Origin of the sequence: Mesorhizobium sp. M5C.F.Ca.IN.020.29.1.1 (genome assembly GCF_003997375.1) — a bacterium.
GTDB classification, from domain to species: Bacteria; Pseudomonadota; Alphaproteobacteria; order Rhizobiales; family Rhizobiaceae; genus Mesorhizobium; species Mesorhizobium wenxiniae.
The window spans coordinates 1-11,383 of sequence record NZ_RZSW01000163.1; the positions used below are offsets into that span (position 1 = coordinate 1).

General features: G+C 61.1%; 12 protein-coding genes and 1 pseudogene. 2 read left to right on the forward strand and 11 right to left on the reverse strand.

What is annotated here, in order from left to right; all coding sequences use genetic code 11:
• A pseudogene (locus tag EOA85_RS15115) lies at window positions 1-841 on the forward strand (type VI secretion system tip protein VgrG); the annotation flags it as partial.
• A gap of 150 nt (window positions 842-991) precedes the next feature.
• Here the strand turns inward: EOA85_RS15115 and EOA85_RS38985 are convergent.
• Window positions 992-1,261: a hypothetical protein gene (locus tag EOA85_RS38985; protein WP_065006589.1), complete on the reverse strand. Its 270-nt coding sequence runs from the start codon at window positions 1,259-1,261 to the stop codon at window positions 992-994.
• A gap of 75 nt (window positions 1,262-1,336) precedes the next feature.
• Between EOA85_RS38985 and EOA85_RS38990 the strand changes: the two genes are divergently transcribed.
• The gene (locus tag EOA85_RS38990; RefSeq protein WP_245485773.1) at window positions 1,337-1,963 is read left to right on the forward strand and encodes a HEAT repeat domain-containing protein; all 627 of its coding nucleotides are present in this window, start codon (window positions 1,337-1,339) and stop codon (window positions 1,961-1,963) included.
• Between the two features lie 37 nt (window positions 1,964-2,000).
• Here the strand turns inward: EOA85_RS38990 and EOA85_RS15125 are convergent, their stop codons facing one another.
• From EOA85_RS15125 to tssM, 10 genes are all read right to left on the reverse strand, one after another.
• Complete coding sequence (locus EOA85_RS15125) at window positions 2,001-3,224, reverse strand: TIGR02270 family protein (protein WP_065006587.1); 1,224 nt, start codon at window positions 3,222-3,224, stop codon at window positions 2,001-2,003.
• Between the two features lie 8 nt (window positions 3,225-3,232).
• On the reverse strand, window positions 3,233-3,685 hold the full coding sequence (locus EOA85_RS15130; protein WP_065006586.1) for a DUF6484 domain-containing protein: 453 nt from the start codon (window positions 3,683-3,685) through the stop codon (window positions 3,233-3,235).
• 74 nt (window positions 3,686-3,759) lie between these two features.
• Complete coding sequence (locus tag EOA85_RS15135) at window positions 3,760-4,734, reverse strand: hypothetical protein (RefSeq protein WP_127210034.1); 975 nt, start codon at window positions 4,732-4,734, stop codon at window positions 3,760-3,762.
• Window positions 4,735-4,753: 19 nt separating this feature from the next.
• Window positions 4,754-5,188 carry a hypothetical protein gene (locus EOA85_RS15140; RefSeq protein WP_127210035.1) on the reverse strand — a complete coding sequence of 145 codons (435 nt, stop codon included), beginning with the start codon at window positions 5,186-5,188 and terminating at the stop codon, window positions 4,754-4,756.
• 29 nt (window positions 5,189-5,217) lie between these two features.
• Window positions 5,218-5,472, reverse strand: coding sequence for a hypothetical protein (locus tag EOA85_RS15145; RefSeq protein WP_127210037.1), 255 nt, complete (start codon window positions 5,470-5,472; stop codon window positions 5,218-5,220).
• A gap of 247 nt (window positions 5,473-5,719) precedes the next feature.
• On the reverse strand, window positions 5,720-6,109 hold the full coding sequence (locus EOA85_RS15150; protein ID WP_065006582.1) for a PAAR-like domain-containing protein: 390 nt from the start codon (window positions 6,107-6,109) through the stop codon (window positions 5,720-5,722).
• A complete protein-coding gene (locus tag EOA85_RS15155) occupies window positions 6,109-7,215 on the reverse strand; it encodes a beta-ketoacyl synthase N-terminal-like domain-containing protein (protein WP_127210039.1) in 1,107 nt (368 codons plus the stop codon). The genes EOA85_RS15150 and EOA85_RS15155 overlap by 1 nt, the downstream gene beginning before the upstream one ends.
• A 4-nt stretch (window positions 7,216-7,219) precedes the next feature.
• Window positions 7,220-8,239: a DUF2169 domain-containing protein gene (locus tag EOA85_RS15160; RefSeq protein WP_065006580.1), complete on the reverse strand. Its 1,020-nt coding sequence runs from the start codon at window positions 8,237-8,239 to the stop codon at window positions 7,220-7,222.
• Between the two features lie 105 nt (window positions 8,240-8,344).
• Complete coding sequence (gene tagF, locus EOA85_RS15165; RefSeq protein WP_245485776.1) at window positions 8,345-8,893, reverse strand: type VI secretion system-associated protein TagF; 549 nt, start codon at window positions 8,891-8,893, stop codon at window positions 8,345-8,347.
• Window positions 8,875-11,383: type VI secretion system membrane subunit TssM (gene tssM / locus EOA85_RS15170; protein WP_127210041.1), on the reverse strand; the 2,509-nt coding region annotated here is incomplete at its 5' end. The genes tagF and tssM, both read right to left, overlap by 19 nt.

Consider the following 11,383-nt stretch of genomic DNA (forward strand, 5'->3'; position numbering starts at 1 on the left):
GGCACAGAAGGACCACAACCTTCTGATCAAGAACGACCGCACCAAGCTGGTGCAGCACGACCAGTCCGACCGCATCGACCACGACGCCAAGCACTCCGTCGGCCACAACCTCGACGAGGACGTCGGCAACAACAAGACGGTCAAGGTCGGCGTCGACCAGACCACGGATATCGGCAACAACGACACCGAGACGGTGGGCGTGAACCGCTCGCTGACGGTCGGGTCGAATGAGACGATCAGTATCGGGTCGAACTCGACGGAGACGATCGGCGCCAATCATACGCAGACCGTGGCGCTTGTGCAGACCATCACGGTGGGCGCCGCGCGAGTGGATTCAGTGGGCGCGGCAGAAACCCGAAGCGTTGGCGCCGTCCAGACGAATCAGATCGGTGCATCGCGCTCGATGACGGTTGGGGCCGGACAGAGCCACAGCATCGGCTCCTCGGATACATGGAAGATCGGCGCAAGCCAGAATATCAGCATCGCTGCGGACCAGAATAAGAAGGTCGGCGGTGGCCAAAATTTTGAAATCGGTAAAGGCCGCAAGTTGAAGATCGGCGCGGACGACGCGACCGACGTCGGCGGCGGGCACACCCTGAAGGTCGGCAAGTCCAGTGCCGTGGATGTTGCCAACGATGGAAGTTTCAAGATCGGCAAGGACTTTGCGATCGACGCCGGGGATTCGATTTCGCTGACGTGTGGCAGTGCCTCGATTACTATGAAGAAGGACGGAAATATCATCATCAAGGGCAAGGACATTACCGTCAACGCATCCGGCAAGATCAATATCAAGGCATCGAGCGACATCACCATGAAGGGTTCCAAAATCCACGAAAACTAGCGGAAGCCTTGTTTTCATCGATGGCGGGATAGCGCATTAACAAATCGCGTACCGTGAGAGAATGGCTTCTTGCCCCAAATGAACATCCTAGCGAATATTGTAGGGCAGCATGCTGAGCAGGCGGCATCGTTGTGGGCACAAAGGGACAATTTAGCCCTTGACGATCCCCCAGATCTGGACGCCGTAGCGGCTATAGACGATAGATTGGAAATGAGCCTCGATGGCATAAGGGTCGCAAGCCGGGCGGCTTGGCCCTGTGTCCTCGCCCTCCATCAGGCGTCGCCTGGCAAGGGCGAACTCTTCGTCGTGTCTTGGACGGCTCTCGAGTTCGAGAGCGCCGATCATGTCGCGCAAGCAGTTGAAGTTGGTCGCACCGCGATCGACGGCCCAGGTGGCCTGCTCGGCGCGCTGGCCTGGCATACGCCTCGCCTAATTGCGCCATGGGTGCGAGCGTGGATTAATGACGCGTGTGATCCGTTCAAGCGGTTCCTGGGCGTGTCGGCCTGCTTCGAACACCGCGTCGATCCAAAACAGATGCTATCGTTGCGACTGCGCGATCCCGACACGTCAGTACGTGCGGCGAGCCTTCGGCTGGTCGCGAAGCTCGGTCGCGCCGATCTGACGGGCGAAGTCAGGAATGCGGGTTTCGATGAGGACCAGCAGGTGCGTTTCTGGGCTGCCTGGGCTTTGAGCGAACTTGGCTCAGGCGACCTCGCTGTTCCTGAACTGAGAAGGGTAGCAGTGCAAGGCGACGACAACGCGCTGAGCGCGCTTCGAGCTGCGGTAAAGGCGATGCCGATGAAGGAAGCGCGAAGCTGGATAGGCTCGCTGTATACCTCACCGCAGAGCGCCTCCCTCGGGGTGAGAGCGGCTGGCATGCTGGGCGATCGATCGATCCTGCCGTGGTTGATTGAACAGATGGGCAATCCCGCCCTTGCAGTGACCGCGGGCGCGTCGTTTCTGGAACTGTTTCCCGAGGCGCGGCAGGAGAGCGATCTCTTCACGACTGACCCCGGCGCGGCGGGGCTTCGGTTCGAGGAATATTTCGGTAATCAGGCTGCAAGGGTCCCGCTTGCCGACAGGGTCCTGGAATGGGGGCGGCGACAAGGATGCATCATGTAGCCGGAGTGAATGAGCAGGTATTAGGGGGCGGCTGGATTCATGGTAGGCGCGTGGGCGAGCGAGCCAAGCTGTTGGCTAGGGGAGCATCCGGCGCACTTAGCGCTAAATCCAGGGTGGCGCCTCGCCTCTGACGCTGCGTCCCGTTTGCAAAGATCTCCATCAGATTCTCCGCCGCTAGGGCCTTGCCCTGCAAATACCTTTTACCTGGACTGAAATCTGTCTGGTTGCGCCGCCACCATTCGCGGATCTTGCGGACATCGGGCCAGACCAGATACTCGTCGCGAGCGGAGTAATCGTGTGGCGACGCATCCCCCGAGTCCATGTCAGCCGGCGGCTCGACGTGCATCGCCTCGCGCTCGAGCGACATCCCGGTGATCGTTGCAAAACTCTCGCCGGCCAGCCGTGCGAGTTTCGGGTCACGCATGCGCGTAGTTAGCCACGGCACGAAGACGGGGTCCCCCAGGATGCCGGCCCCGGCGGCAATCAAGCGCTCCTTCGAACGATCTCCACGCAGGCTGAGCAGCCATTCCACGGCGCTTTGATGATCCGCGGCTCGCAACAGAAGCTGCACGCCCTTCCAGCCAAGCGCGTCAGCGCCGCAGTACAGGCGCAAGATCTTAGGCGCCTCATGCCTGTCGCCCAGCAATGTGCAGGACCATGCCGCCCAGAACCGGCATGTTTCGTCCGGATCGTTCAAAGCTGCCTTGATGTCGGCGAGCAGATCGACGCGCCCAACTTCGCCGGCGAGGCGCAAGGCCCTGGCGCGCACCGCTGGAGCATCGCTGAGGAACAGCGGAAGACGCGCCGCGGGATCCATCCGCCGGACGGAACACGCGGCCAAGCCGAGCAGGCGCCTGCTCGGGCGCGCATCGTCCAAGAGAGAGCGTACGGTCCCGCGAAGCCGGTGCGGTTCCACCCAGCCCAAGGCCGACACGGTGGCTCGGAATAGTTCTGACGACGCTTCGGCGAGATTCAAAACGTAGCCAATCCTGTTCTCGGACAGGCTCTCGAGGGCAAGAACGGCCGCCACGAAGGTTTCGCCAGGCTCCTTATACTCGTCAAAGGCCCGCTCCGCTGCGTGCCAGCCCCATTCGCCCGCAATACGAAGACCGTCAATATGGGCCTCCAGCCGGTTGTCCAGCCGGTTCAAATCCTTGAGATACAGGTCGGGAGCATCGACCGCCCTGTCACGCTGCAGCCAAAGAAAGGCCGCGTCCTCGGCATGCTGCTCGACGATGTGCTCGATAACGCGGCGCGACATTCGAGGCTCTAGTTAAGCTGGATGGAGCCCCCCTTGATCTTGTTGGGGCCAGAGGAGCGGCTGAGAATATACGTGCCGCGCAGAATGATCTTGCCGGTACGGGTCAGCGTTATGCTGGCCTTGCCGCAGCGAAGCACGATTTCGCGTTCGGCGGAAAGATCCAGGCGCTCCCCGTCCAGCGTCACGGCGACATCCTCCGCGGTAACCGGCTTCGGACGCAGCAGGCGGCCCAGAATGACGGCGCGGTCGGGATCGCCCCCGTCGAACATCACGACCACGTCGGTCCCGAAATCCGATGCCTCGAGCATGGTTGCCGCGCGGGCAGCAACCATCCTGCTCTCGATTCCGTCCGGTACGGAGACGATCGGCTCGCCTGACTTGTTGCGTCCTATGAAGGTGCCGATGACAAGGCCATCGCTGAGACCGCTGCCTACGCGCGCGAAGTCGGGGCGATCGTTCACAGGTGCTTACCTTGTGATTAGCTTGACGTCTTTGGCGCATGATAGCCGTGATCTGAATGCGGCGCAATTCGTCGCTATGCTATGGGGAGAACTACAGGCGCACTGACCTGCACCCGCAGGATGTTATTTCTCATGGTGCTATACAAAACTTGCAACGTATACTCAGGGAATTTCCAGGTTGCCTCTCCTGTGAATTCCTCGTCATAATGCTTGATCGGCTCCGCTGGGATCTTTCGAAATACAACTTCGGGCGAATCGTCGAAGTGCAATCCATTCGGAAGTGTGCCGGGCCAACGCGCCCCGTCAGCTTCGTATTCTCGATAGAACAGCACATGGGTCAGCGCCAGATCGCGCCCCCCCTCCATGTACCGGAAGTGAAGGAAAAGACCCAAGTGTTTATCGAATCTTCCAACCAGGCCGCCATCATCGGCCTCCAGATTTTGCTCCAATCGCAGAGGCGAAAACATCAGCCGGAGTCCGGGGTCGGACAACTTCTTGCCAAGCGCGGCCATGATATTTGGGGTTGACGGTATCAGAGCTGCATCGTCGTAGTCGGCAGGCATCGGCGGCGGTCGAAGTTGACAAGAAACGAAACCTATATTCATGCCGCCATTTGCATAACCAATGATGAGCTGAAACTGTGGAAGCTCCCACGTGTCCCTGGTGTAGGAACGCCGGGTGCTCTCGTAGGCGGCCAACCTGTCTCGCGCCGAAATCCTGCTGTCCGAAGCCACGAGGCCGGCAGGCAAAGATCCTTGGTACGGGCCGACATCATAGCGCTCGCAGTAAAAGTAGATCTGAGTGAGCAGCATCGGCTCGTTCTTGGGATCCTCTATTTCCTGCCCGAGCAGGTGCGCTCTCGCCTCGAATCCCAGTTCCACCCCAAGCTTCTTGTTCAGAAGCCAATCCTGAGCATTCAGGACAGAGCCGTCGTTCTCGTCGAGCACGACTTCCGGCTGCCGCAAAATGGCCAGCCGCGACATCAAGGCCTGAACCTCGGTATCCGTTGACGATCTCCCAAGAAGGCTTACAGCTCCGCTGAAGTCCATGCCAGGCCGTATCCGTCCCCTATTTCGGTTCTTCCATGCTTAAGGTAACCTTCATGAGAGCGTCACCATCGATTTTGTAGCGAGCCTTCAGGAGAAGTTTGTTGGACACTCTCCATTGGTCCCAAGCTTCCTCCTGCTCGACCGGAGTTCCAAATCTTTCCCTCAGGCTCGGCCGAGTTGCATCTTTTGGGATATCATAAGGAGACGGCCAGGGTTCCCTTTTCACATGCATGGTCACACTGGTGAGCACGCATGTGCCGGCGCCCCCCGGAACATCCTTGAAGAGCTCAACATCCTCAAATTGAAGGGTCATTCCATCTACATCGACGGAGAGGTAGATCTCATCCCTCGGCATAACCACACGTTTTGTGACACCTGACCGTTTCAAATTTTCCTTTAAATCCGGATCGTTATTCGTCCTTCCAAACAGGTCTACCCATTTCTGATAATCCATCACTGCCTCCATACTGACTTGATCGATGGTCAGCCCTCGCACTCCTTGACCGCCTCTTTTATCATTCCCTCGAAATCAAACTCTTTAAGTTCCTTGACCGCCGCAGCATATGCGGGTCCGCACTCGGTGTCGTCCAACGCTGCTTGTATTGCGTCGGTGTCTCGTTTTATGGCATCTTTCATGCTTTGCTTGGTTTCCGCGTCCGGCTTCATCAGCGGTTTGTTTAAATTCCCGCATGTTTCACTGTCCGCCCGGTGAACTTTGCGTGGGATTACGATAGCCATGCCCCTGCTTTCCACTTTGTCCTTTACGCACTTTGCAACGTCTGGGTCGAAAGGGCCGAAGCGTTTTACGGCGCGTGCATATAAGGTTCCCTTCGCCGGAACGTGGTCGCGCTCCCATACCCGCGACCCGTCTGCTCGACTCGCCTTGCCGCTGTTACAAAGACTTCCATAGCTGCCAACCTCGCCGCATTTATGCATCGGCTTGTTGTCCGGACCCTGCTTGTTACCGGTCGAGGTGGCGGAGTTCTTAGCTCCCATTGTTCGTCATCTGATCGCCGAGCAGTTGGATGTTCTTGCCTTCTGCCTTCACGTCCATCGAGCCGGGCGCGACGAACTCGGTCTTTCCCTGTGTAGCCGACGACACCACGCCGCCGCCGGTGCCCTGGCTCGCCACATCAGGCGACGGCGCGCTCATGTAGTAGCTTCCCTTGATGGCTATCTTCTTCCCTTCGATCTTGACCGTCGAGGTGGCATCCGACAGCCTGTCGGCGGAGCGTCCGAAATTCGGCAGCGGAACAGGCACGAACGGAGCCGGCGGTCCCGGCATCTTGCACACATTGGGCACGTCCGCCGGCGCCATGTCTATGCTGCCCTCGGTCACCGGCGTCTTGGGCGGGTTGACTCCAACGGAAACCATCAGGCAGCCTTTCTTGGCGGGTTGGCAGAAAAGTCCAGTAGCGTCACCGCGCGCTGGCCGCCTTCGGAACTGGCCCAGAGCGCCGCTCGCGAACCGTGGCTGTAGCCCTTGCTGGCGGCGGCGTGAGCCAGCGCCGCGAACAGTGGACCTGACGCTGCGCCGACATCGCCCCAGCAGTCAGCTGGATGCAGATAGTGGGTTGCCTCATCTGAAAGATGCTGAACTCGCAGGATCGTGTAGACCAACTCCTCGCTGCGGTAGCGCTGTCCATTGAGATCGCAGTAGGTGTCGGTGATCTTGCGCCGATCTGTGCCAATGACTGGCTCGAGTCCGAGGAAGGCGGAGCTCAGCCCTTCGCCCACGCAAACGCCGTCCTCGCCGTGTCGCTTGATGGTGATCCGCTCGGGCGCGGTGCTAACTGCGCTCAGTTGCGCCAGGGCCTCCAGGCCCAGTTCTGATATCAGATTGCGGCGTGCCAGCAGGCACGCGCCAGCTCCCTCTCCCGGGAAGAAGCCGTCTCGGTTCACCTCGGATTTGAGTTGCCCCGTCTCATCCATCCATTCCAGCGTTTGATAGTCGTGATAGGAATCCACGCCTGCCACCACCGCCAGATCCGTCTTGCCTTCATCGATCGCCTTGGCGGCCGTACCGAACGCAAACATTCCGGCAGCGTGTCCGTTGGCCAAGCATTGCACGCGCAGGTTCGCCGGGCCGAATCGTCCCATTACGGCACGACCGAGCACTTCGGCGATGCCGTCCGGTAACCCGGGCCGCGGCTCCGGCGCACAGATGATCAGGAGCGTTCTCAGGCCGTTGGCCGACAGCGCCGCGGCCTGCGGCAGTTGCAGCAGCGTCGACAACAGCAGTTCCTTCATGCGCTCTGCCAGCGGCACCTCGGGGCCGATGACCGCATCCTGCGCCAGGCGCATGGGCTCGCCATTGCGGTCGACAAAGAACGGATGCTCGGAAATTGCTGAGATCCCCGCCCGCACCGCTGCGGCAGCGCTTTCGGGACGCAGACCAACCGGAGTCCGCGCTGAAAGACCGGCCAGCCAGACTGGCGTCCGAGGGAGATAGGCTGCGACGCTTGGCGTAGGCATCGTCATTCCATCACATCAGCTTTTTCAGGCGGACAGAGGTTTGATCGAGATAGTCGATGTCCTTATTGCATATGAGCGAGCTTTGCCAAACCATAATCACGCGCGAAGTATCCGGCTCTAGGATCACGGTCGCCAGCGTGCCTTTGGTGTGAATCGTCTCGCGTTTGATGCGTGTTGAGAAGCCGAAAACAAGCCGCGGAAGATGGAAGCGTATCGGGCCGTTCGGCGAGAGATTTATGAGCTGCACCGGCTCGCCGCCCCGCAGATAGCCGGCGACCTGTTGATCCTGCGGGGCGCAGCAATAGTAGTGGGAATCGAGATCATTCGCCCAGAGCGGGAAGCGCGTCTTCTGCCAGATCTCGTCATAAGTGCCGGCGAGTTCCCGGCGCGGCGACCAATGACAGGCCACCGCGTTGAAGCCGGCCGGCGCGGGGCGGCTAGCGACGGATGAAATCAGGTTTGCCGGATACTCGATATTGGGAAGCGGCCGTCCGAGACAGCCATTCGGGTTGGAGATGAAGCCCCGCCCGACCGGATTCCTCGCCTCTAGGCGATGATCCTTCGGATTGCTCGCAGTGCGATCCCAGCCGCCGAATGCCGCCTCATACCGGATCGGCATCTTGAGAAACGGGTCGGGGCTCGCGATGACACGTTGTCCGGCAAGGTTCACCGTCCACCAGCGATTGCCGAATACGCTCAGGCGCTTTTGAACCGGACCAACCTGGAATCCTACATCGAGCTCTGTGATCGGTTTGCCGTTCGGTGACCAGGCGGTACCGTTGACGAGCACGTCCGTGCAGGGCTTCACCCCGAAAAAATCGGCTTCATAGATCAGGCTTTTCTCGTAGTCGCCGTCGAGGGGCTGTCCCTGTATGAACGGCGGCACCTGGTTCTCCGAGGGCCGCGTGCTTCCGTCGGCCAGTATGTCCAAGGTAGCTTTCACGCAGACCAGCCAGGTCTTGTTCGCGGCCTTGTCCTGAACCCAGCTCCCCATCGCTGGAAACCCGGTGCTGTTGCTGACTTCCCACATGGCGGCGGGGACCCTCAGGCGGTAAATCGTTGGCTTAGGATGTTCTCGGAATGCAGGAGCATCCGGCGGGTTCACTCAGGCAATAATGTTCGGTATTTGATCCGGTCATATCAGCCCAGTCTTCCATCTTCCTGAGAACACTTGCTCCAGCGTCGCTTGCGGAGCTTGCGGATCAATATCGAAAATGTCGGAGTGCGCCGTCCACATAACCATATCGCTGATGATCTCTTCGCCCGGCTCGACCGGCGGCACCGGCAGTGCGCTTAAAGCGGTATCCAATTCGTCAGGTGTCCGCTCGCCCTGCTGGGCGGCAAAGGCCGCCTCTTCGATCCTGGAAAACCACGCATCAGAGCGAGCCAGTTGAACGGAAGCGTCAGGAAGCTGAACGACGACGCTCAAAGGGAACTGCCGGCCAACCCTGTCGGCGCTTTGCAGAATAATGCCTGCCGAGGCGCCAAAGGAAGCCGGGCCGGCCAGGAATCGTAGCGCGGTGGTGGGCGGCCAAGATTCCAGACCGATCAGCGGCACGATGTGCTGCGCCAGCCAGCGGTCCCAGATGCGGACAAAATCCCCCGGCAGCCGCCGCGTGACGAAATCGCCGGTGGCGGGCATTTTGCCGTAAAAGCCGGGCAGGATCATATCTGCGGCGGACATGAGAACTTCTTGAACATTTGCAAATTGTAGGGATTCTCGACGCTTGCGGCCTTGAGCTCGAAATCCGCGTACATGCCTTGCGTGCCCAGCCGCAGGCTGTAGACGTCGGACAGAGAGGTGCCGGTAAAGCGGCCGCTGCGCAGCAGCCTCAGCCACGCCCAGCTGCCGGTTTCGTTCAACATGACTTCGGGCGAGCCGTCGATCGGCTGGAAGGCGAGCGAGATGACGCCGGTGCCGTCCTTGCCGGGCCAGGTCATCGGTTGCGGCCGCGTCGCGTTGTTGTAATAGACGAGGTTCTGGCCATCGAGATTGAGCGTCACGCGCGTGACGTTGGGCGACAGGTCCGTCGGTTGGAGCGTGAAGCTCATCACCGGGCCGGTACCGCCTGGAAAGAGATCGTCGCGGATCCGCCTGGCCTGTTCGAACGCCGCCAGGGCCGCCGCGTCGAGGCCGAAATCGGCGCGCCATTTCCATGGCTGGCTGGCGGTGTCGACATAGCTGATTAAATGGTCGTTGATGAAGGTGTCGATCATCCCGGCCGGCCCGAACAGGCGGGCGAAATCGCGGACATTGACGTCGACCGCACTTTCGGGGCTGAACGGATAGCGGTCGTTCAGCGCCGCCTGGCAGAACGGCAGGATGTCGGCGCGCCAGATGGCGTTGAGCTCCGAGGTGACCGCTTTCTGCGTCAGGCCGCTGGTGTCCCCGGCGATGCCGCCGAGCCAGTCGTCGATTGGATCGGGCAGGATCTGCGCCTGCCTGGCCACTGCTCCCGTCAGCTCGGCGAGGCCGCCCTGTTTCTTGATGGCGTCCTGAGGGTCGGGATTGGCCGTCACCGTCTGCAGCACGTTCGAAAGCGCCGTCAGCGCCACCACCGCCGCGTCGAGTGCCGGCGGCTGGCCGTCAACTTCGGCGATCGCACCCTTGAGCGGCTTGAAGTGTTCGGCCACCAGACTGCCGGTGAGATCCACCTCGTTGGCGGATCCTGCGCGTGGCAGCAGTTTTGCCCCTGTTTTGGCCAGCTTGCCGAGCTTGCCAAGTTTGCTGAGCAGTTTCGAGCCGCCCTTGGCCGCTGCCTTGTTATCGGCGGGTGCTTCATCGGACCGGGTAAGCTCGGTCTCCTGAACGACCGCGGTAAGCAGGCGCTTCAGAGCGGAATCAGCGCTCGAAAGATCCTTGAGGTTCTCGCTGGCGACATTCAGGTCGGCCAATGGCGCGAGCCTGATATCGCGCAGGATGCTGTCCCATTGTGCGATGTAGTCTTCGTAATAGAGTTTTAGAATATCCTCGGACAGCGCCGATACAGATGTTTCGGCATTCTCTGAGCAGCCTCCGGCGAAGACCGCCCGGTCCAGCGCCGCCTGCGCGGCGACGTCCTCGACCCGGTCGAGAATGGCATCGTGGAAGCCGGAATAGGTGAACGCGCCCGAAATGCCGACGCGCAGCGTCTTGTCGGAACGCCGTGCAAAAACCTTGGCGCCGTTGGGGCCGGCGAAATTCGCCGGGATCCATTCCTTGAGGCCGGCCACCGCCGGGTCGGCCAGCAACTGCCTGTAGGCGCGCGCCGGCAGCGAAATCGTGCAAACCGTTTTCAGCGCCTCGGCAACCAGCCCCTGATCCGCGGCGATGTAGCTGTCGTCGACCGCCATGCGACGGATCGCGGCAAGCTGGTGCTCTTCCGCGTCGGCGGTCGGAAACGGCGCCGCAGGCGCAAATTCCGGCAAGTCGTTGACCCACCAGCCCTGGACGTAATCGGCGTCCATCTGCGACAGGCCGGTCATCATGCGATAGGTTTTTAGCGCCCCCAGCATGAAATCCGGATCGCGGATCTGCCGCCACATGGTCGCCTCGAGCAGAGCGACCATGTGCGGCTCCAGCACGTTGCGCAGAGCGTGGTCGTAAGTGTCGGCCTGCGCCCGCAGCAGCTCTGCCGACGCCGACGGCCCCAGCAGGTCCTGGGCACTGCTCGGTGGTGCGGTACGGGCATTTGCGACCTCGCCCATCGCATTGAGCGCGCTGTCGATGGCGGGCTGCTCCACCGATGCCGGGCTCGCGGCTGCCGCGGTCAGCGGCGCCTGCAGCGCTTCGAACTGGCCCGCCTGCGCTGCGATCGCATTGCGGTTGTCGAAGTAGGACCAGGTGAACATCGCACCGGCCAACAGGGCGGCGGCGGCACAGGCTGCCGCGGCGCCACGCCAGATCCAGGCGCGGCGGCGCTGCGCCAGCGGATCGAACGTCCCCAGGCCGGCTTCCCTGAAAATGACCTCGGTCAGCAGGTTCTTCAGGAAGAAGCTGCGTTTTTCGACGCGCGGCGCCGGCATGGCCCGTCGCGGCGGAAGACCGAAGGATGAAGACAGCGCCGCGGTCAGCCGGTCGATGGGTGCCCCTTCCTGGGTCGCCGACGTCAGATAGAGGCCGCGCAGCCAGGCGGCTTCCTCGTAGCGGCTTTCGCCGAACATCGCCTCGACCAGCACCTGGATCGGCTCGGAC

Coding starts and splice junctions, on each gene's coding strand:
- EOA85_RS38985 (WP_065006589.1), bottom strand. CDS start 1,261: ATGCCAGGCCAGCGCGCCGAGCAGGCCACCTGGGCCGTCGATCGCGGT.
- EOA85_RS15125 (WP_065006587.1), bottom strand. CDS start 3,224: ATGTCGCGCCGCGTTATCGAGCACATCGTCGAGCAGCATGCCGAGGAC.
- EOA85_RS15135 (WP_127210034.1), bottom strand. CDS start 4,734: ATGGACTTCAGCGGAGCTGTAAGCCTTCTTGGGAGATCGTCAACGGAT.
- EOA85_RS15140 (WP_127210035.1), bottom strand. CDS start 5,188: ATGGATTATCAGAAATGGGTAGACCTGTTTGGAAGGACGAATAACGAT.
- EOA85_RS15145 (WP_127210037.1), bottom strand. CDS start 5,472: ATGGCTATCGTAATCCCACGCAAAGTTCACCGGGCGGACAGTGAAACA.
- EOA85_RS15150 (WP_065006582.1), bottom strand. CDS start 6,109: ATGGTTTCCGTTGGAGTCAACCCGCCCAAGACGCCGGTGACCGAGGGC.
- EOA85_RS15155 (WP_127210039.1), bottom strand. CDS start 7,215: ATGACGATGCCTACGCCAAGCGTCGCAGCCTATCTCCCTCGGACGCCA.
- EOA85_RS15160 (WP_065006580.1), bottom strand. CDS start 8,239: ATGTGGGAAGTCAGCAACAGCACCGGGTTTCCAGCGATGGGGAGCTGG.
- tagF (WP_245485776.1), bottom strand. CDS start 8,893: ATGTCCGCCGCAGATATGATCCTGCCCGGCTTTTACGGCAAAATGCCC.